This window comes from Pseudomonas sp. HMSC067G02 (genome assembly GCF_001813485.1).
Lineage (GTDB): Bacteria > Pseudomonadota > Gammaproteobacteria > Pseudomonadales > Pseudomonadaceae > Pseudomonas > Pseudomonas aeruginosa.
Genome location: NZ_KV812638.1, coordinates 27533 through 47003, shown reverse-complemented (window position 1 = coordinate 47003; position 19471 = coordinate 27533). Strand labels below are relative to the sequence as shown.

Annotated in this window: 15 protein-coding genes and 1 pseudogene; 8 read left to right on the top strand and 8 right to left on the bottom strand. The window is 65.1% G+C overall.

What is annotated here, in order from left to right; all coding sequences use genetic code 11:
- The 4 genes and pseudogenes from glyA to HMPREF2914_RS07260 form a co-directional block, all read right to left on the bottom strand.
- Positions 1-184 (bottom strand): annotated as a pseudogene (glyA, locus tag HMPREF2914_RS07275) (serine hydroxymethyltransferase); the annotation flags it as partial.
- A 142-nt stretch (positions 185-326) separates the two neighbouring features.
- Positions 327-3206 carry an aminomethyl-transferring glycine dehydrogenase gene (gene gcvP / locus HMPREF2914_RS07270; RefSeq protein ID WP_023091732.1) on the bottom strand — a complete coding sequence of 960 codons (2880 nt, stop codon included), beginning with the start codon at positions 3204-3206 and terminating at the stop codon, positions 327-329.
- A 10-nt stretch (positions 3207-3216) separates the two neighbouring features.
- Positions 3217-3606, bottom strand: a complete 390-nt coding sequence (gene gcvH / locus HMPREF2914_RS07265; protein WP_023091731.1) for a glycine cleavage system protein GcvH — start codon at positions 3604-3606, stop codon at positions 3217-3219.
- A 258-nt stretch (positions 3607-3864) separates the two neighbouring features.
- Entirely contained in the window at positions 3865-4788 is a 924-nt protein-coding gene (locus HMPREF2914_RS07260; protein ID WP_003089722.1) for a LysR family transcriptional regulator, read from the bottom strand.
- Positions 4789-4910: 122 nt separating this feature from the next.
- Between HMPREF2914_RS07260 and HMPREF2914_RS07255 the strand changes: the two genes are divergently transcribed.
- A complete protein-coding gene (locus HMPREF2914_RS07255) occupies positions 4911-6653 on the top strand; it encodes an amidohydrolase (protein WP_003089724.1) in 1743 nt (580 codons plus the stop codon).
- A gap of 7 nt (positions 6654-6660) precedes the next feature.
- On the opposite strand, the gene HMPREF2914_RS07250 is transcribed toward HMPREF2914_RS07255, so the two are convergent.
- The 3 genes from HMPREF2914_RS07250 to HMPREF2914_RS07240 all read right to left on the bottom strand — a co-directional run bounded on the left by HMPREF2914_RS07250 (position 6661) and on the right by HMPREF2914_RS07240 (position 10977).
- Complete coding sequence (locus tag HMPREF2914_RS07250; RefSeq protein ID WP_009876510.1) at positions 6661-8196, bottom strand: sigma-54-dependent transcriptional regulator; 1536 nt, start codon at positions 8194-8196, stop codon at positions 6661-6663.
- An 81-nt stretch (positions 8197-8277) separates the two neighbouring features.
- On the bottom strand, positions 8278-9195 hold the full coding sequence (locus tag HMPREF2914_RS07245; protein WP_023091730.1) for a hypothetical protein: 918 nt from the start codon (positions 9193-9195) through the stop codon (positions 8278-8280).
- Positions 9196-9396: 201 nt separating this feature from the next.
- The gene (locus HMPREF2914_RS07240) at positions 9397-10977 is read right to left on the bottom strand and encodes an alpha/beta hydrolase (RefSeq protein ID WP_023091729.1); all 1581 of its coding nucleotides are present in this window, start codon (positions 10975-10977) and stop codon (positions 9397-9399) included.
- A gap of 156 nt (positions 10978-11133) precedes the next feature.
- Between HMPREF2914_RS07240 and HMPREF2914_RS07235 the strand changes: the two genes are divergently transcribed.
- The 7 genes from HMPREF2914_RS07235 to HMPREF2914_RS31280 all read left to right on the top strand — a co-directional run bounded on the left by HMPREF2914_RS07235 (position 11134) and on the right by HMPREF2914_RS31280 (position 18785).
- Positions 11134-11355, top strand: coding sequence for a YgdI/YgdR family lipoprotein (locus HMPREF2914_RS07235; RefSeq protein ID WP_003089729.1), 222 nt, complete (start codon positions 11134-11136; stop codon positions 11353-11355).
- A 53-nt stretch (positions 11356-11408) separates the two neighbouring features.
- Positions 11409-12260 (top strand): class I SAM-dependent methyltransferase, encoded by an 852-nt coding sequence (locus HMPREF2914_RS07230; RefSeq protein ID WP_003089732.1) that lies wholly within the window; start codon positions 11409-11411, stop codon positions 12258-12260.
- Positions 12257-12784, top strand: coding sequence for a GNAT family N-acetyltransferase (locus HMPREF2914_RS07225; RefSeq protein WP_023091728.1), 528 nt, complete (start codon positions 12257-12259; stop codon positions 12782-12784). Before HMPREF2914_RS07230 ends, HMPREF2914_RS07225 begins: the two co-directional genes overlap by 4 nt.
- A 513-nt stretch (positions 12785-13297) precedes the next feature.
- Positions 13298-14428 carry a DUF6531 domain-containing protein gene (locus HMPREF2914_RS32925; RefSeq protein ID WP_371915115.1) on the top strand — a complete coding sequence of 377 codons (1131 nt, stop codon included), beginning with the start codon at positions 13298-13300 and terminating at the stop codon, positions 14426-14428.
- A 14-nt stretch (positions 14429-14442) separates the two neighbouring features.
- On the top strand, positions 14443-17229 hold the full coding sequence (locus tag HMPREF2914_RS07210) for an RHS repeat domain-containing protein (RefSeq protein WP_023091725.1): 2787 nt from the start codon (positions 14443-14445) through the stop codon (positions 17227-17229).
- Positions 17230-17232: 3 nt separating this feature from the next.
- Positions 17233-17748, top strand: a complete 516-nt coding sequence (locus HMPREF2914_RS32320) for a hypothetical protein (protein WP_057380423.1) — start codon at positions 17233-17235, stop codon at positions 17746-17748.
- Positions 17749-18548: 800 nt separating this feature from the next.
- A complete protein-coding gene (locus tag HMPREF2914_RS31280) occupies positions 18549-18785 on the top strand; it encodes a DUF7336 domain-containing protein (RefSeq protein WP_052022135.1) in 237 nt (78 codons plus the stop codon).
- A gap of 136 nt (positions 18786-18921) precedes the next feature.
- On the opposite strand, the gene HMPREF2914_RS07205 is transcribed toward HMPREF2914_RS31280, so the two are convergent.
- Positions 18922-19446: a hypothetical protein gene (locus HMPREF2914_RS07205; protein ID WP_003089762.1), complete on the bottom strand. Its 525-nt coding sequence runs from the start codon at positions 19444-19446 to the stop codon at positions 18922-18924.
- Positions 19447-19471 lie beyond the last annotated feature (25 nt).

The following is a 19471-nucleotide window of genomic DNA, read 5'->3' as shown; positions in this document are numbered from 1 at the left end:
TGCCCGGATAGCCCTCGGCATACTTGTTGGTCAGGCCGCTGCCCTGCGCCTGCATGACCCGCTTGCTGGCGTAGTTCTCCGAGGCGATCAGTTCGATGTGGTCTTCCTGCCGCCGGTCTTCGGCGTCCATCGCGGCGAGCAGTTCGTCGTCGTAGCCCTGGAGCTGGTCGTGCTTGCTGAACATGGCGCTGGCCTCTTGTCGTGTCGGTGTCAGGACGCTCGCTGGCGCGAGCGTGGCCGCGGCGCCGCTACGCAAGCGCGGCGCCGGGAAAGGGGTATCGCCGGAAACGCGAGGACGCCGCCGCTGGCGGCGCCCTCCTCGTCCGTCACTCCTCGCTGTACGCCTCGATCGGCGGGCAGGAGCAGGTCAGGTTGCGGTCGCCGTAGACGTTGTCGACGCGGCCCACCGGCGGCCAGTACTTGGCCTCCACCAGGCTGGCCAGCGGATAGGCGGCCTGCTCGCGGCTGTAGGCATGGTTCCATTCGCCGAGCAGTTCGGCGGCGGTGTGCGGCGCGTTCTTCAGCGGGTTGTCTTCCTTGTCCAGCTCGCCGCGTTCCACCGCGCGGATTTCCTCGCGGATGCGGATCATCGCGTCGCAGAAGCGGTCCAGCTCGGCCTTCGACTCGCTCTCGGTGGGCTCGATCATCAGCGTGCCGGCCACCGGGAAGGACATGGTCGGCGCATGGAAGCCGAAGTCCATCAGGCGCTTGGCCACGTCGTCGACGCTGATCCCGCTGCTGTCCTTGAGCGGACGCAGGTCGAGGATGCATTCGTGGGCGACCAGGCCGTTGCCGCCGGCGTAGAGCACCGGGTAGTGCTCCTCCAGGCGGTGGGCGATGTAGTTGGCATTGAGGATGGCCATTTCCGAGGCGCGCTTGAGGCCTTCGCCGCCCATCATGCGGATGTACATCCAGGTGATCGGCAGGATGCTCGCGCTGCCGTACGGCGCCGCGCTCACCGCGCCTTCCTTGCGCTCGCCGCGAGCGTGGCCGGGGAGGAACGGCGCCAGGTGCGCGCGCACGCCGATCGGGCCGACGCCCGGGCCGCCGCCGCCGTGGGGGATGCAGAAGGTCTTGTGCAGGTTCAGGTGGGAAACGTCGCCACCGAACTTGCCCGGGGCGCACAGGCCGACCATGGCGTTCATGTTGGCGCCGTCGATGTACACCTGGCCGCCGCAGTCGTGGACGATGGCGCAGATCTCGCGGATCGCTTCCTCGAACACGCCATGGGTGGACGGATAGGTGATCATCAGCGCGGCCAGGCGTTCCTTGTGCTCGCTGGCCTTGTTGCGCAGGTCCTCGACGTCGACGTTGCCGCGCGCGTCGCAGGCCACCACCACCACGCGCATGCCGACCATGCTGGCGGTAGCCGGGTTGGTACCGTGGGCGGAGGACGGGATCAGACAGATGTCGCGCTGGCTGTCGCCGCGGCTCTGGTGGTAGGCACGGATCGCCAGCAGGCCGGCGTACTCACCCTGGGAGCCGGCGTTGGGCTGCAACGACACGGCGTCGTAGCCGGTGGCGGAACAGAGCATCGCCTCCAGTTCGTCGGTGAGCTGGCGGTAGCCTTCGCTCTGCTCGGCCGGGGCGAACGGGTGCAGGTTGCCGAATTCGGCCCAGGTCACCGGGATCATCTCGCTGGCGGCGTTCAGCTTCATGGTGCAGGAGCCCAGCGGGATCATCGTGCGGTCCAGCGCCAGGTCCTTGTCCGCCAGCTTGCGCAGGTAGCGCATCAGCTCGGTTTCCGAGTGATGGCGGTTGAAGATCGGGTGGCTGAGGATCGCCGACTGGCGCAGCAGCGCGGCCGGCAGGCGGTCCCCGCTGCTGGCGGCAAGGGCGGCGAAGTCCGGGAGCGCCTGGCCCTCTTCGGCCAGCAGGCCCCAGAGGGTCTCCACATCGGCCTGGCGGACGGTCTCGTCGAGCGACAGGCCGAGACGGCCGGCATCGATCTCGCGCAGGTTGATCCCGGCGGCGCGGGCCTTGGCATGGATCGCCGCGGTACGCGCGCCGGTGGCCAGGCTCAGGGTGTCGAAGAAATGCTTCTGCTCGACGGCCACGCCCAGGCGCTCCAGGCCGGCGGCGAGGATCGCGGTCAGCCGGTGGGTGCGCCGGGCGATGCGCAGCAGGCCCTGCGGGCCGTGGTAGACGGCGAACATGCTGGCGATGTTGGCCAGCAGCACCTGGGCGGTGCAGATGTTGCTGGTGGCCTTCTCGCGGCGGATGTGCTGCTCGCGGGTCTGCATGGCCAGGCGGTAGGCCGGCTTGCCGTGGCGGTCGATGGAGACGCCGACCAGGCGTCCCGGCATGTCCCGCTTGAAGGCGTCGCGGGTGGCGAAATAGGCCGCGTGCGGGCCGCCGAAGCCGAGCGGCACGCCGAAGCGCTGGGCGCTGCCGATGGCTACGTCGGCGCCGAACTCGCCCGGCGGGGTCAGCAGGGTCAGCGCCAGCAGGTCGGCGGCCACCGCGACCAGCGCATCGACCGCATGGAAGCGGCTGACCAGTTCGCGATAGTCGACGATCTCGCCGTCGCAGGTGGGGTATTGCAGCAACGCGCCGAAGTAGGCGGAGAAGTCTTCGATGGTGCTCTCGTCGCCGACCACCACCTCGATGCCCAGCGGCTCGGCACGGGTGCGCAGCACGTCGAGGGTCTGCGGGTGGCAATGGCGGGAGGCGAAGAATGCCTGGCTGGTGCGATTCTTCGACAGGCGCTTGCAGAAGGTCATGGCCTCGGCGGCGGCGGTCGCCTCGTCGAGCATCGAGGCGTTGGCGATCGGCAGGCCGGAGAGGTCGCTGACCAGGGTCTGGAAGTTCAGCAGCGCCTCCAGGCGGCCCTGGGAGATTTCCGGCTGGTACGGCGTGTAGGCGGTGTACCAGGCCGGGTTCTCCAGGAGGTTGCGCAGGATCGGTGCCGGGGTGTGGCAGTTGTAGTAGCCCTGGCCGATGAAGGAACGCAACGCGCGATTGCGCGCGGCGATCGCCTTCAGGCTGGCCAGCGCCTCGGCCTCGCCCATGCCGGCCGGCAGGTCGAGCACGCTGCTGCCCTTGATGCTGTCCGGGATCACGTTGCCGATCAGCGCGTCCAGCGAGTCGTAGCCCAGGCGCTGGAGCATGGCCTGGGTGTCGGCGGCGCGCGGGCCGATATGGCGGGCGATGAATTCGTCGTCGGTGCCCAGGTCGATGGCGCCGAGGTTCAGGTTATCGGTCATGACGGGATCCTCAGGCGTCGGCGTTGGCGTTGGCGTTCAGCAGGCGGTCGTAGGCGGCCTGGTCGAGCAGCTTTTCCCAGGCGCCGGCGTCGGCCGGACGGAAGCGGAAGAACCAGGCCTCGCCGAGCGGGTCTTGGTTGACCAGCTCCGGGGCGTCCGGCAGCGCGTCGTTGATCGCCACCACCTCGCCGTCCAGCGGCATCAGGATGTTGCTGGCGGCCTTGACCGACTCCAGCACCGCCACTTCACTGCCGGCGGCGTGTTCGCCGAGTTCCGGCAACTGCACGAATACCACGTCACCGAGGGCGTCCTGGGCGTAGGCGGTGATGCCGACGGTCAGCAGCCCGTCGTCGTCCTGGCGCAGCCATTCGTGGTCGGTGGTAAAGCGCAACTTGCTCATGCTGGATCCTCATTGTCAGCGGGTCGCCCGGTCGGGACGGGACTTTGTTCTGCGGCAGCCCGTAGCAAGCAGGGTGCCAAGCGGCCCCGGCCCTGTCGCCACGGGGCGTGGCCGGGCGCGGGGGAAACCCGGACAGGGCCGCCATGGAACGCTTTCGTTACAGACCCGCCGGACATTTCCCGAACCAGAGCGCAATCGCCTGATAGCAAAGGTTTTTCCTGCAATCGGAACGAATTCGTTCCACTCGTAACCGAAGCGTTACAGCCGATGGCACAGCCCCTGTCGCTGCAAGCTGGCGCGCAGGTGCTCGAGGAACGCGCGGACCTTCCGCGTGTTGCGCCGGTGCCCCGGATAGAGGACATGGATGGAGGGCCCGAACGGCCCCGGGTCGAAGTGGTAGTCGCCGAGCAGGCGCACCAACCGCCCTTCGCCGAGCAGCGGCGCGACACTCCACTGCGGACAGAACTGCAGGCCCAGCCCGGCCAGCAGGTGGGCGAGCAGGAAGTCGTAGTTGTCGCTGGCCAGTCGCGGGCGCGGCTGGTCGATACGCTGGCGGGCGCCGTCGCGTTCCATCCACCAGAAGTTCTGGTTCAGCGAAGGGTGCTGGAAGACCAGCCAGGCGTGCCGCTCGAAGTCCTCCGGGCCTTGCGGCGCGGGTTGCCGCGCCAGGTAGGCGGGGCTGGCGCAAAGCACGATCTGGTTCGGCGCCAGCGGCCGCGCCACCAGCCCCGGCAGGTCGATGGGGCCGTCGCGCAGGCCGAGGTCGTAGCCGCCTTCGCTGAGATCGAGGAAGGTTTCGTCGAGGTCCACCCGCAGGCTGATCCGCGGATGCGCCTCGAGGAAGCTGGCGCAGGCCTGCTGGAGGAACGCCGCGGCGAACGACGGCGGCGCGGCGAGGCGCAGTTCGCCGCGCAACTCCGACTCCAGCAGTTCGATCTCCTGTCCCGCCGTGCGCAGCGTTTCCAGGGACTGACGAGCCGCCTCCAGGTAGATCTGCCCGGCCTCGGTCAGCGCCAGGCTGCGGGTGGTGCGCTCGAACAGGCGGGCGCCGAGTTCCGCTTCCAGGTGGGCGACGGCCTTGGTCAGCGCCGAGGGCGTCTTGCCCAGGCGCTCGGCGCCACGGCTGAAGCTACCGGTTTCGGCAGTGGCGACGAACATCGCCAGGGCATTCAATTTGTCCATCGACTCCTTCCGTTCCGGCACAAGTGTTGTGCGCCGCGCCCGGTTCTGCCGGGCCGGCGCTTTGGCTAGTCTCGCCTTGCCCGGGCCACGCTACACAAGACCAAGAAGCAAAGGAAACCACCATGAAGCAACGGATTCCCACCCTCCTCGCCGGCGCCTGCCTGGCCATCCCCCTGCACGCCCTCGGCGCCGCCGACCTGCTGGTGGTCAACGCCAGGATCTTCACCGCCAATCCGCAGCAACCCTTCGCCGAGGCCCTGGCGGTGGAGGACGGGCGGATCCTCGCGGTCGGCGACGAGGCCGGGCTGCGCGCCCTGGCCGATGGCGACAGCCAGGTCGTCGATCTCGGCGGCAAGCGCCTGATGCCCGGCCTGATCGACACCCATTCGCACGCGGTGTTCGGCGGCCTGGAGCTGGCCGGCGCGGACATGGGCAACGAACAGGTCGGCCTCGACGAACTGGAGCGGCGCCTGCGCGCCTGGCGCGACAACGGCAAGGCGCGACATGGCGACATGCTCAATGTCAGCGGCATGCATACCGCCTACTGGAGCCAGGTCAAGGACTTCCGCGCGCGCTTCGACCACGGCGAATGGGCCGACCAGCCGCTGGCCTTCATCGGCAGCGACCACCACACCGGCTGGGCCAACGCCGCCATGCTGAAACGCGCCGGCATCGACGCCGCGCGGGTCCGCGCCCTGCCCGAGGAACAGCGCAACACCATCGGCCACGACGCCGACGCCACCCCCAACGGCTTCCTCGCCGATGCCGGTCTCGACGCGGTGCTCGCGGTACTGCCGGCGCCGAGCGCGGAACAGATGCTAGAAGCCGGACGCAGCGCGGTGCGCTACAGCAACTCGCTGGGTCTGACCGCATGGATGGACCCGGCCGCCAATGGCTCGCCGGGCGACGCCCTGTTCAGCCTCAGGCCCGACGAGAACACCGTCGGCGTGCTACCGGTCTACCAGCGGCTGGCCAAGGGCGGCGAACTCAGCGCCCACGTCGCCGCCCTCCTGGTCGCCAACCCACGCAGCCGGCCGGCCGACCTCGAGGTGCTGGACAAGGTGCGCCAGCGCTTCCTCGGCAGCCCCAACCTGACCCTGCCGGGAATCAAGGTGTTCGCCGACGGCGTACCGGAATACCCGGCGCAGACCGCCGCGCTCCTCGAGCCCTACCGCAACAGCAGGAAGACGGGCGAACTGCTGATCGACCCGGCGCACTTCGGCGAACTGGTCAGCGCCGCCGACGCCCGCGGCTGGCTGGTCCACGTCCACGCCATCGGCGACCGCGCGGTGCGCGAGGCGCTGAACGGCATGCAGCAGGCGCGGCGCGACCGCGACAGCGGCATCGCCCATTCGATCACCCACCTGCAACTGGTCAATCCCAAGGAATTCGAGCGCTTCAGGCCGCTCGGCGTGATCGCCTCGATGCAGCTGTACTGGGCCGCCGCCGACGAAACCACGGTGGACCTGATGAAGCCCTACATCAGCGCCTTCGCCTACCGCTACCAGTACCCGGCGCACTCCCTGCTGAGCAAGGGCGCGACCATCGCCGGGGCCAGCGACTGGCCGGTGTCCAGCCTGTCGCCGTGGAAGGCCATCCAGCAGGCGGTGACCCGCAAGGGCCCGCAGGGCGTGCTCAACGCCGGCGAACGCCTGGACCGCCAGACCATGTTCTACGCCTACACCCGCAACGCTGCGCGGACCATCGGCCTGGAGCGCCGGATCGGCAGCCTGGAGCCGGGCAAGCAGGCGGACTTCATCGTCCTCGACCGCGACGTGTTCGAGGTGCCGGAGACGCAACTGGGCGAAACCAAGGTGCTGAAGACCTGGTTCGCCGGCAAGCCGGTGTATTCCAGCGAGGGCTGAGCCCGCTTCAGGCGCGCGGGCCGATGCCGTACTTGCGCAGGCGGTGGGCGATGGCGGTGTGCGAGGTCTGCAGGCGCGCCGCCAACTGGCGGGTCGATGGATAGCTGACGTAGAGCTTCTCCAGCAGGGCTTTCTCGAAGCCCTCCACCGCCTCCTCCAGGCTGCCCACCTCGCCGTCGTTCTGCCGCGCCACGGCGGTGCCGGCGATCTCCAGGTCGCCGATATCCACCAGGCTGCTCTCGCAGATCGCAGCGGCGCGGAAGATCACGTTCTGCAACTGGCGCACGTTGCCCGGCCAGCGGTTGTTCAGCAGCGCCGGGTAGGTGCCCGGCGCTAGCCGGCACACCGGGCGCTGGATCTGCGCACAGGCCTGCTGCATGAAGTGCCGCGCCAACAGCAGGATGTCGTGGCCGCGCTCGCGCAACGGCGGGACTTCCAGGCTGAGCACGTTGAGGCGGTAGAACAGGTCCTCGCGGAAGCTGCCCTCGGCGACCATCTTCTCCAGGTTGCGGTGGGTGGCGCTGAGGATCCGCACGTCGACCCTCACCTCGCGGTCGCCGCCGACCCGGCGGAAGCTGCCGTCGCTGAGGAAGCGCAGCAGCTTGGCTTGCAGATAGGGGGACATCTCGCCGATCTCGTCGAGGAACACCGTGCCCTGGTGGGCCAGCTCCAGCAGGCCTGGCTTGCCGCCGCGCTGGGCGCCGGTGAAGGCGCCGGGGGCGTAGCCGAACAGCTCGCTTTCGGCCAGGTTCTCCGGCAACGCCGCGCAGTTCAGCGCCAGGAACGGCGAGTTGTGCCGCGCACTCAGGGCGTGACAGCCGCGCGCCACCAGTTCCTTGCCGGTACCGGTCTCGCCGTGGATCAGCAGCGGCGCGTCGAGCGCCGCCACGCGCTGCGCACGGGTCTTCAGGGTGCGGATCGGCTGGGAATCGCCGAGGAGCATCTCGAACCCCTCGGCATGGTCATGGTGCAAGGCAGCCAGGCGCTCGCCGATGCGGTTCGGTTCGTAGAGGGTCAACAGGCCGCCGGCCAGGTGCCGCTCGCCCTCGCCCGGCCCTTCGGTGATCGGCGTGGCATCGAGCAGCAGGGCCTGGCCCATGAAGGTCACTTCGCGCAGCGGCAGGCGGAAGCCCTGCTCGACCAGCGCATCCTCCAGGGTTTCATCGTCGAACAGGCTGGCCAGCCTCTCGCCGGCCGGGTCGCGTCCGCAGCGCTCGCTGAAGGCCGGGTTGGCCAGCAGCACCAGGCCCTTGCCGTCCACCGCCAGCACCGGATCGGCCATCGCCGCCAGCAACGCATCGAGCTGCAAGCGGCGGCGCTGGCCGGGAAGGATGTCGACCACGGTCATCGCCTGCACGCCACGGATGCCCAGCAGCGCTGCGCGCAGTTCCTCCAGCACTTCGGGACTGAGGGTCGGCGCGTCGATGTAGACGTTCGGCGGCACCATTTCCACCGCGTCCAGGTTCAGGTTGCGCCCGCCCAGCAGCGCCAGCACCTCCTGGGTGATGCCGACACGGTCGATGAAGGAGACGTGGATGCGCATGCGGGAACCTGGACTGCGGCGACGCTCGCCATAAAGCCGTCGATTGTACGGCCTGGCGCCGCCCAGCCCAAGGGGCCGGCGTCAGGGTACGGGGCGCAGCGCCTCGCTGCGGGTGCGGTGGTTCCAGTCGCCCTCGTCGTCCATCACGGTTTCGGTCACCAGCACTCGGCCCGGCTGCTGCGGGTCGGCCTTGTACAGCACCAGCTCGGCCTCGGCATCGTCCCAGGTGGTGGAGATGTCCGGCAGCATCCGCACCCACTGGCCGTCGCGGATTTCCAGCAGCGACGACTTGGTCCAGGTGCTGGTCCACCAGGTACGCAGCAGTTGCAGGCGCTCGCGGCCGCTGTCGTCGAGGTCGCCGAGGACGCTGAGCACCGCGCCGGTGCAACTGCCCAGCGGCTTGGGCGGGACGCGCGCGTCGGCGCTCCAGAGGTCGCAGCGGCAATCCTCGTATTCGTCGCACAAGGCGGCGCTGTTCGGCGCGTGGGCCACTACCCAGGCGAAGTCCGCCTCGGTACCGGCGAAGCGGCCGCGAGCCAGCGGGGTGTACCGCGGGTCGACGGCGTAGCGGGTGATCTCGTCGCTCTCGCCGACGAAGCGCCAGGTATCGCCCGGCCCGGCGCGCTCGGCCAGGAGCAGCCCCGGATAGTTGCGCAGGCGTCCGTCGAGGCGTACCTGCTTGACGAAGCGCACCTCGTAGCGGCCTTCCTGGTCGCCCGGCACGATCTGCGGCGCAGCGACGATGCGCTGCTCGAAGTCGGGATGGCGGGCGAAGAAGGCCTGCTTGGCGGAGAGGGTGCGCTCGCGCGTCTGCGCGCGGCCATAGTAGTCCAGGCGCGGCGCATAGACCCCTTCCAGGGCCTTGCCGCTGCGCTGCCCGTGGGCGGCCTGCCAGCGCTGGAACAGGCCGAGGATTTCGCTTTCTGCGGCAGCCTGGACCAGCGCTGGGTACAGGCAGAAGAGCGCGGCGCAGAATACCGGGCGCAAGAGTCGGCGCATCGAGAACATCCTTGTCGTTCGATTGAGGCGAACGCCGATTGTCCCCTATCCGCCGACGCTGGCAAATGGCCCTGGACGATTTTTTCCGATTCCGCAACGCGGTGGGCATTGCGAATACGCTCCGGACAGCCTTCCCCATCTCCAGGCCGCGGCACGGCGGATAACCGCAAGCGGCTATCCGCCCCACGCCAGCCAGCCGGCTCAATGCGCCGGCAACAAGGCCTGCAACCCTTCGGCAAGCTCCAGGCTCCACGCCGCGTAGTCGTGACCGCCGGGGAACTCGCGGTAGTGCAGCGGGTAGCCCTTGCCTTGCAGCGCCGCGCGCAGGCTGCGGTTGCTGCCGAGAATGCCGTCCGCCTCGGGCTCCTCGAGCAGGCCGGAACTGAGGAAGAACGCCAGCGGCAAACGCTCGCCAGCGGCGAACTGCCGTACCAGCCACTGCGGCTGCTGCTCGTCCGGCCCCCACCAGAACGAGCCGGACAGGCTCAGCACCTTGCCGAAGCGTTCCGGGTAACGGTAGGCGATGCAGCCCGAGGCCAGCCCGCCGTAGCTGGAACCGGAAAGCACGCGATCGGCAGGCTCCTCGCTCAATGCATAGCGCTGCTGCAACCAGGGCAGCAGCTCATGGGCGAGCATGTCGGCGAAGGCCTCGTTGCAGGGTAGCTCGCGGCCCCGGCTGCTGGCATCGACATTGCCGACAATTACCGCCAGGGTCGGGCGGATACGCCCGGCGGCAATCAGGTTGTCGAGGATGGTCGGGGTCGGTACGTCGCGCGCGTAGTGGTCCTCGTCGAACAGCACCAGCAGCGGATAGCGCTGGCCCTCTGGGTCGTAGCCCGGCGGCGTGTAGAGCGTCAGCTGGCGCTGGTTGGCCAGGGCCTGGCTGCTATAGCCGAGGCGCTCCACCTTGCCGCGCGGCACGTCCTTGCGCGGCTGGTCCCAGGTCTCGGCAGGGGCGCCGCCGAGCTGCACCAGCGAGGCCTGCTCGGCCCGCGGCAGCGCGCGGCTGTTGAGCCACGGCGTACGGCTCAGCGGGTCCGGCCGCGCCGCCGCCTGCAACGCCAGGCGCAAGGTGCCGCGATCGGCCTGTTGCAGGTCCGGCAGGTCGGCGCTGAGCTGGTAGGAAACCCGCGCGTCGCGGCGCAGCGGCAGGCTCAGGTAGCGCACGTCGCTGCCGGCCAGGGCCACGAAGCGGCGGGTGTTGACCTCCGGGGTCGGCCACAGCAGGCGCACGTCGCCGGGACGCTGCTGGCGCCAGAGGAAGGTGACCAGCACACGTTCGGCATCCAGCGGCTCCACCAGCGGCGTGCCCTGCTTCGCCACCTGCTTCCAGAACGCCTTCAGCGCGCCGGGGCGCTTTTCCGCAAGCTCCGCCTGCAGGCGTTGCAGGGTCGGGCTCTGCGGCGCCGGCGAATCAAGCGCCGGGGTCTGCGGGGTGAGGCGCTGGGTGGGGGTCAGGGTCAGTGCGGTGTCTTCGTCGGCGCTGAAGGTCAGGCGCAGGCCCTGGCGCTCGCCGGCCTGCAGGCCGAGCGACTGGCGTCCGGCCAGCTCCGTCGCGCGCAACGCCTTGCCGTCGGGCGTGGTGGCGCGCAGGCGGACGCGGCCGCGGTCGACCTCCAGGTCGAGCAACTGCAACTCGCCGGGGGCAAGGTCGAGGTAGCGCTGGCGGCTCTCGCCGGCAGCGATCTCGATGCGGCCATCGGCCAGCGGCACGGGCTGGGCGGCCTGGGCCGGGGTCAGCAGGTTGAGGAAAAGCAACAACGAGGTGGAAACGGCAGACATGGAATCTCCCTTCGAATAGGCGCCGCCATCCGGGCGGCTCACCGGAAGAGACGTACGATCGCAGCGGAAATTTGCCGCTGTGATCCAGGCTAGAGCGGTTGCGCCGCGACTGGAGTAGAATCCGCCGCCTCGAAAACCGTCCGAAGGAAAATTCCGATGACCTCCCGTCTGCTGCCCGCCCTGTTGCTCTCGTCCGCATTCGCCGTCCTGGCCGGCTGCTCCACCCCGACCATCGTCACCCTCAACGATGGCCGCGAGATCCAGGCGGTGGATACCCCGCGCTATGATCGTAGTTCCGGCTTCTACGAACTGGAGCAACTGGACGGCAAGCGCACCCGCGTCAACAAGGACCAGGTGCGCAGCATCAAGGACATGTAATCCCCCGGACCCGCCATCCGCGCGGTGGCGCACTCCAGGGAAGGAGTCGAACCATGCGATCCGACCTGCACGAGGCCAACCGGCTGTCGTGGAACGCCGCCACCCGGGCGCACAACAGCCACAAGGCCGACCAGGCCGCCTTCTTCCGCAACGGCGGTTCCACGCTCTATCCCGAGGAACTGCAACTGCTCGGCCATCTCGACGGCCTGCGCCTGCTGCATCTGCAATGCAACGCCGGACAGGACAGCCTGAGCCTGGCGCGCCTTGGCGCCCGCGTCACCGGGGTCGACATCGCCGACAGCGCCATCGACTTCGCCCGCCAGCTGTCCCGCGACAGCGGCATCGCCGCCGACTTCCAGCGCGACGACATCCTCCGCTGGCTGCCCGTCGCCGCCACCCGTGGCGAACGCTTCGAACGGGTCTTCGCCTCCTACGGCACGCTGGTCTGGCTCTCCGACCTCAAGCGCTGGGCCGACGGCATCGCCCAGGTACTGGTTCCCGGCGGGCGCTTCGTCCTGGTGGAGTTCCATCCTTTCGCCCTGTACTTCGACCCACACTGGCAACCGGCCTACGACTACTTCAGTCGCGAGCCGATCGCCGAGAGCGGCGTCAGCGACTATGTCGCCGAGTCCGGCGCCAGCCTGGCGCCCTCCGGCTACCGCGCCGGCGTCGAGAACTTCAGCAACCCTCATCCCAGCTACGAGTTCCAGTGGGGCCTGGCCGATGTGATCGGCGCCCTGCTCGGCGCCGGCCTGCAACTCGAACGGCTGGAGGAATACCCCTACGCCAACGGCTGGGCCGGCTTCGACGGCATGCGCGACGGCGGCGGCGGACGCATGCTGCCGCCCGCCGATCGTCCGCGCCTGCCACTGATGTACGGCCTCAGCGCAAGGAAACCACGATGACCGAAGAACGCCTGCTGCGCCGCGACGAAATCCCCCTGGTCTGGGAGATCGACCGCAGCGAAGTGATCGAACACCTGTATTCCGTCGAGGCCGGCCAACTGGTGCTGCGCCCCGAGTTCTACGACATGCGCGGCTGGCCGGAGGGCGAGGCCGAGCACTACACGCCGATTCTGCTCGACTGCTTCGACCGCGGCGGCTGGTTCCTCGGCCTGTTCGACCAGGGCCACCTGATCGGCGCGGTAGTCCTCGACCCGCGCCGCCTCGGCCCCGAGCGCGACTGGCTGCAACTGAAGTTCCTCCACCTCAGCCACGCCTACCGCCGCCGCGGCCTCGGCGCCCACCTCTTCCACCTCGCCGCCACCCAGGCCCGCCACCTCGGCGCCAGCGCGCTCTACGTTTCGGCTACGCCGTCGCAGAACACGGTGGATTTTTATACGAGACTCGGATGCCGGCTGTGCATGGAACCGGATGAGGAGTTGTATCGGTTGGAGCCGGAGGATGTTCATCTGGTGTTCAATCTATAGTGATGCTGAGTCTCGTTGATAATCAGCAGTGCAAATAGACTTCAAGGAATGGAAATGTACAAAGCTCTCGCTTTTCTCCTGTTAAATACATTCATCGCCGTAGTGCATGCGGAGGAAGGCTGGGAGCTTTCAGTTTCAGGACCAGCCCCTGGACAACCTGGACACGTGCCATATCCAGATAGGCGACAACCCTCGCTCGAAGCCGCTTGCGCGGCCAGCGACAGGTACTATATAGATAGCAATCTGAAGGGTGGTCACGTAGTTCTAGGGTACATCAGCAGAAAAACACTTATAGATGCCCGATACAATTCATTTTTTTGCAGCATCAGCATATTCAGAAAGTCTCCGCTAGCAGCTACATCCGGCACTGCTACCTACGGAAATCCTAACTGGTGGGGGGCCTCCGGCACGGCTGTAAACGTTACTCAGGCTCCTCCAACTGGCTGCCCATACAACCTTTTCAATGGCCGGTACGAGTGCCCCACTGACGTCTCCGATCGAAAGAACGCGGGAATCCCCAACGAAAACGGATGCCAAGGCCCCTCATCTTTCCAGGGAAACCCTATAAATGCCAGTATCGGCAATAAATTTCAACGTGAAACCGATATAGATCCGTCGCACTCCCCTCTCCAGTTCGAGAGATACTACAACAGCATTACCGGAATGTGGACGAACACCTTCCAGGAAGGCTTAAAAATAGTAGGCGAAAATATTTCCCTATCTCTACCCGATGGTCGCCAGGAACTATTCAGGCTGACTGACGGCGCAATATCGTCCGACGCAACGACGGGTACACTTTCAAAAGACCAGGCAGGCTGGAGGTATGACTACAGGGACGGAACCAGCTCACTTTTCGATGTCCAGGGCCGGCTTATCCAGAGGAAAGTCAGGGGGCAGGTCATCACGATAACCTATCCGAACCTCTCCACCACCAAGGCTAAAGATGGGTTCGGAAACACCCTAACCGTTTCCTGGAACGCAACGAAACAACCCTACCTCGTCGATTACAACGGTTCCCTGAAAGTGGAATATCTATATGACGGGGGCGCCAGGCTGGTTTCGAAGAAAACCACGTCCCAAGGACTCAACCGCACCCGGAAGTATCTCTATGCTGACAGTGGCAATGCCGGGTTAATGGTTGGAATCATCGACGAACAAGGCACGCGTTACGCAACATGGACCTACGACGACCAAGGCCGCGCCATCTCCAGCGAACATGCCAACGGCGCCGAAAAGGTCACCCTCGCCTACAACGATGACGGCTCCACCACCGTCACCAACGAATACGGCAAGCAGGCCACCTACCGCTTCCAGGTGATCCAGGGCATCAAGCGCATCGTCGCCATCGAAGGCGAACCCTCTCCCAACTGCCCCAGCAGCAATTCCACCTTTACCTATGACGAACGCGGCCTGCTCAGCAGCAAACGCGACAACAACGGCAACCTGACCACCTACCAGTACAACGCCCGTGGCCTGGAGACCTCGCGCACCGAGGCCGCCGGCACTGCGCAGGCGCGCACCATCACAACCGACTGGCACCCGACCCTGTTCCTCCCGGTGCAGGTCAGCGAGCCCGGCCGGATCACCCGCTACCAGTACGACGCCGAGGGACGCAAGACCGGCGAGACCGTCACCACCCGCTGACAAGGACGACACCCATGCGCATCCCCCCATACTTTCCCCGCCTCGGCGCCCTCGCCCTGGCCTGCGCCCTGGCCCTGCCCGCGCAGGCGGCCGAGCGCGCCTGGAGCTACAGCTACAACGCCCTCGGCCTGATCGAGCGCGCCGACGGTCCGCGCACCGATGTGCAGGACGTCACCCTCTATGCCTACGACAGTCGCGGCAACCTGACCCAGGTGACCAACGCCCTCGGCCAGGTCACCCGCCTCGGCGACTATGACGAGCGCGGCAAGCCCGGCAGCATCACCGATGCCAACGGCGTCACCAGCAGCCTCGCCTACACCGGCGTCGACGGCTGGCTGGCCTCCGTCAGCACCGCCGGCAGCACCACCCGCTTCGACTACGACGCGGTCGGCCAGATCACCCGCGTCACCCGTGGCGACGGCAGTTGGCTGAGCTACGAATACGACGACGCACGGCGCCTGGTGGCGATCGGCAACAACCTCGGCGAACGCCTCGAATACGACGTCGACACCAAGGGCAATCGCACCGCCCAGCGCATCAAGGACGCCAGCGGCAGCCTGGTGCGCCAGCAGCAATGGGCCTACGACGAGCTTGGCCGGCTGCTCCGTGCGGTCGGCGCCGGCGGCCAGACACGCAGCTTCGCCTACGACCTCAACGACAATCCGGTCGGCGAAACCAACCCGCGCCAGTTCGCCCACAGCCAGGCCTTCGACGCCCTCGACCGGCTGGTCGGCCAGAGCGATCCCCTCGGCGGCAAGACCCAACTCGCCTACGACGCCCAGGACAACCTCACCGAGGTCAAGGACCCGCGCGGCGTCACCACCCGCTACGAATACGACGGCCTCGGCAACCTGACCCGACTGGTCAGCCCGGACAGCGGCACCACCACCTTCGAGCACGACGCCGCCGGCAACGTCATCCGCCGCACCGACGCTCGCGGTGCGGTCACCGAGTATCGCTACGACGCCCTCAATCGCCTGATCGAGCGCCACTCGCCGAGCGACCCGAGCCTCGACGTACAGTACCGCTACGACCTCACCGCCGACGGCAACCAGGGCATCGGCCGCCTGGGCGCCATCGAAGGTGCCCGCGACAGCCTGGTGTACCGCTACGACGAGCGCGGCAACCTGGTCGAGCAGGTACGCAGCATCCGCCTCGACCAGCAGACCCTGCTCGACCGCGTGACCTACCGCTACGACGCGGCCAACCAACTGCTGGAGATCGGCTACCCCTCCGGCCTCGCCATCGGCTACCCGCGCAACGCCGGCGGCCAGGTCGCCAGCGTGACCCTGGCAGTGGGCGACAAGGCGCCGAGCACCCTGGTCGGGCAGATCGCCTACCTGCCCTTCGGCCCGCTGCTGCGCCTGACCTGGGGCAACGGCATCACTCTCAGCCGCGAGTACGACCAGGACTACCAACTGCTGCGGCAGAAGGTCGGCCCCTGGCAGAGCGACTACCAGCACGATGCCAATGGCAATATCCAGCAGCACCGCCACAGCCTCTGGGGCACCCTGGACTACCAGTACGACCCGCTGGACCGCCTGACCGAGGAACGCGGCGTCCAGGGCGGGCGCAGCTACGCCTACGACGCGGTCGGCAACCGCACCCAACGCAGCGACAACCCCGCCTCAGGCGGCACCGCCAGCAGCCAGGACTACCAGTACGCGCCCGACAGCAACCGATTGACCGCCATCGGCGCGCAAGCGGTGACCAGCGACGCCGCCGGCAACCTCACCCAGGACCGCGCCGCACGCAAACTGGCCTACGACGCCCAGGGCCGCCTGCAAAGCGTCAGCCTCGACGGCCAGCAGGTCGCCGAATACCGCTACAACGCCCTCGGCCAGCGCATCGTCAAGCTCACCCCCGAAAGCATCACCACCTACCTCTACGGCCCCGACGGCCAATTGCTCGGAGAAGCCGAACACGACGGCAGCGGCCGGAAACTGCGAGCCCAGTACTACCTGTGGCTGGACAGCCTGCCGCTGGCCACCATCGACGCCGACTACGACGCCCAGGGCAAGGTCGGCAACCCAACCCTGCTCTACCTCCATGGCGACCACCTCGACACCCCGCGCCTGGCCACCGACGCCAGCGGCCAGATCGCCTGGCAGTGGCAGTCCGACGCCTTCGGCCGCGGCGAAGCGCTGAGCCAGGGCAGCACCCAGGTCAACCTGCGCTTCTCCGGGCAGTACTACGATGCGGAGAGCGGGCTGCACTACAACTACTTCCGCGACTATGATCCGGAGACTGGGCGGTATGTGGAGAGTGATCCGATTGGGTTGGAGGGAGGAATCAACACTTATGGTTATGTGAATGCAAATCCGATCAATCAAACAGATTGGCGAGGAACAGTCCCCGATCAAATCTGTTTAGCTGCATGCATTACCGTAGGTACAGTGACGGGTGGTTATGTAGGTACTGTGGTCGGTGGATTAGCAGGGGGGGCAGGAGGTACGCTGGTATTGCCTATAGGTGGGACGATTTCCGGCGGTGTTGCTGGTGCATCCGCAGGTGGTGCAATTGGAGCTATTGGCGGTGGTTTGGCAGGGAATGCTGCAGGAAACGCTTTTTGCCCAGAAGACGAATGTGATCCACCGGCAGGCACACAGTGTTATGAGTACAATACTGGCCACAAACACAAAGGGATGGATCCCCATTACCATATATGGCAAATGAACAAATCCCCTAATGGGTGCTTCTGGAATAAAAAAAGAGGACTGGCAGACACTCACCCCGTACAACCCAGCGGACTTTCGTCCTGCTCATCGTACTCAAGTTGGACTAGTCAAAACGGAGGTTAAGCTATGGAGTTCAAATGCATCGGGTTCGATATTAGGCTCCCCGAAAGTCTTGATAATATTTCAGCCGACGCCACAGCCTGGCCGCAAGACACTCAACTTTATGAGAGGGCACTTAATAGTCTAAAACTTCAAGAAAACGAGTTACAGCTAATCCAGATAGATACGCAAGAACAACTAGCGGAGCTTCAAGGCCTTATCAAGGCAGAAGGGAATGGCTCTGTTCTACTATCAATGGAAGTATACAGCGAAGTAATTGACGCACTAAAGCTCTCTCGATTTCGTGATTTCAACTCAACTCAGGCCAGCATAGCCAGCTGGACCGAACTGGGTCTGGATGTATGCGATATAAACGGATACTTCTCTATACTTAAAATGGAGACTTCAATCTCTCAAGAAATATTAATACCGCCAAAAGAGATTGAGAAAGCTCACGCAATTTGCGAAGCAGCCAACATCCTCATCAAAGAACACGCCCCCTTCGTTACTATAAAGTTGCGACACTATTCAGGCTCTGCATGACTCAAAAAAAATAACGCAACCCTAATTGCAGCTAATCTATATCAGACGACTCTCTTAAGTAGCCGCGACAAATAGAAAAATTAACTACGAGGAAAGAGGGGCAGATTTATTTTTACCACTATAATTTCAGCGACTGCCCACGCTAAACCACTCAAAGCGAATAATTCGCTAAACCACTCGCTCCTGCCTAGGCATCGGAAAGTCCCCTTACGGCATCTGCGCAGGATGCCTCCATGCTCAGAAAGTTTAGAGTAGATAAAATAAATCTGCACTTTTATTCACGAATTCAGAGAAAAAATGTCATTTGAATGCACATTAGAGATAACTGCCAACCCTAGCCTAAAATTTGACCTTTCTTCATTTATCACAAGCCTACCCATCCGACACACATTCAAAAACAAGAAAAATAGCACTATCTCAGTATCCACGGATGACTTCAGCTTCTCTAACTGGTTGGATTTTGAAAATAATGCTTACTCCTTCCTTAAGGGCTTGACCTTCATGACTAATGAGGAAGAAATTAGCAACCTAATCTTTAGAATCGCAATTTACTACAATACAGATGAAACTGTCATATTTCCTTTCCACCTTTCAAAAAAAATGATCAATAAAATCCATGAAATGAAACTTTCCGTAGAAATAAATGGCTACCCAAGCACCAACTAAAGCCAGACACAAAGAACTCCAGAGACAGAGGAAAACTCTATACTATAAAGAGAAAATAAATATATTTATTTTCTCGCCCCTTTGCCTTTCTTGACAGATCAAAATAACTCAATTTTTGGGAAAACGGAGATACGATGAGCAGCGTATTCATACTTCACCACACATACGGAAACTCCGAGAGCGAAAGTTATAAGATTCTAGGAATATTCCGTACAAAGACCAAGGCAAACTCAGAAATTTCCAAATATCTAGAACTTCCAGGATTCAAAGAATCCCCTAACGGTTTTACTGTTACCGAGTATGCTCTTGATGAACCACATTGGTTAAGTGGATTCGAAGGAGCACAGTCTGTTGTTATAGAAGACAGGTAACGCGGGAAGGAAGTAGGGCGAATAACCGCACCGCGGTTATCCGCCAATGTAGCGGGGTATCGGCGGATAACGCCTTTGGCGTTATTCACCCTACGGCAGCGCTGGCCAGGAAAGGGATGGAGGCGCGACGCGCCTCTCACTTCACCGGCAGGTCCTTGCCCCACAGGCGCACCGCCTTGATCCCTTCCGCGCCGCCTTCGAAGACGAAGGTCTGGCGGATGCCGGCCTTGGCCGGGACGGTGACATCGTCGGGGTTGGCGAGGGCGACCAGGGCGTTGGAGTAGCCGTCGTTGTCGATCACCAGCAGCGCGCCGGTCTGGGTCAGGTTGATCAGGCGCACGGTGGCGTCGCCGTCGTTCTTGAAGCCGAGGGTGACGGCCAGTTGCTGGTCGCGCGGCTCGGTCTTGAGCACTTCGACCTGGCCGATCTCGGCGAAGCCGGCGTTGTCGGAGACCACCTTGGCGCCATCAGCGCCTTGGGCCGACTGGCGGCCGCTGGTGATGCCCTCGCTGACCCCGCCGAGGAGGTTCTTGCCGGTCTCGATGGCCGAGGACACCGCGGCCTTGGCCGCGTCCTTGACCGAGCTGCCCTCCTCCGCGGCCACGGCGCTGCCGGCGGCCAGGGGCAGGAGCAGTCCCAATGCGGCGATCCTTGCGTTCATTCGTCCATCCTCTGGTGGTGTGGGA

Bases quoted from the DNA above. Each gene is read 5' to 3' on its own strand.
- HMPREF2914_RS07210 (WP_023091725.1), top strand. From the start codon at position 14,443: ATGCGCATCCCCCCATACTTTCCCCGCCTCGGCGCCCTCGCCCTGGCC.
- gcvP (WP_023091732.1), bottom strand. From the start codon at position 3,206: ATGACCGATAACCTGAACCTCGGCGCCATCGACCTGGGCACCGACGAC.
- HMPREF2914_RS07235 (WP_003089729.1), top strand. From the start codon at position 11,134: ATGACCTCCCGTCTGCTGCCCGCCCTGTTGCTCTCGTCCGCATTCGCC.
- HMPREF2914_RS07225 (WP_023091728.1), top strand. From the start codon at position 12,257: ATGACCGAAGAACGCCTGCTGCGCCGCGACGAAATCCCCCTGGTCTGG.
- HMPREF2914_RS07245 (WP_023091730.1), bottom strand. From the start codon at position 9,195: ATGCGCCGACTCTTGCGCCCGGTATTCTGCGCCGCGCTCTTCTGCCTG.
- HMPREF2914_RS31280 (WP_052022135.1), top strand. From the start codon at position 18,549: ATGAGCAGCGTATTCATACTTCACCACACATACGGAAACTCCGAGAGC.
- HMPREF2914_RS07260 (WP_003089722.1), bottom strand. From the start codon at position 4,788: ATGGACAAATTGAATGCCCTGGCGATGTTCGTCGCCACTGCCGAAACC.
- gcvH (WP_023091731.1), bottom strand. From the start codon at position 3,606: ATGAGCAAGTTGCGCTTTACCACCGACCACGAATGGCTGCGCCAGGAC.
- HMPREF2914_RS32320 (WP_057380423.1), top strand. From the start codon at position 17,233: ATGGAGTTCAAATGCATCGGGTTCGATATTAGGCTCCCCGAAAGTCTT.
- HMPREF2914_RS07255 (WP_003089724.1), top strand. From the start codon at position 4,911: ATGAAGCAACGGATTCCCACCCTCCTCGCCGGCGCCTGCCTGGCCATC.
- HMPREF2914_RS07250 (WP_009876510.1), bottom strand. From the start codon at position 8,196: ATGCGCATCCACGTCTCCTTCATCGACCGTGTCGGCATCACCCAGGAG.
- HMPREF2914_RS07240 (WP_023091729.1), bottom strand. From the start codon at position 10,977: ATGTCTGCCGTTTCCACCTCGTTGTTGCTTTTCCTCAACCTGCTGACC.
- HMPREF2914_RS07205 (WP_003089762.1), bottom strand. From the start codon at position 19,446: ATGAACGCAAGGATCGCCGCATTGGGACTGCTCCTGCCCCTGGCCGCC.
- HMPREF2914_RS07230 (WP_003089732.1), top strand. From the start codon at position 11,409: ATGCGATCCGACCTGCACGAGGCCAACCGGCTGTCGTGGAACGCCGCC.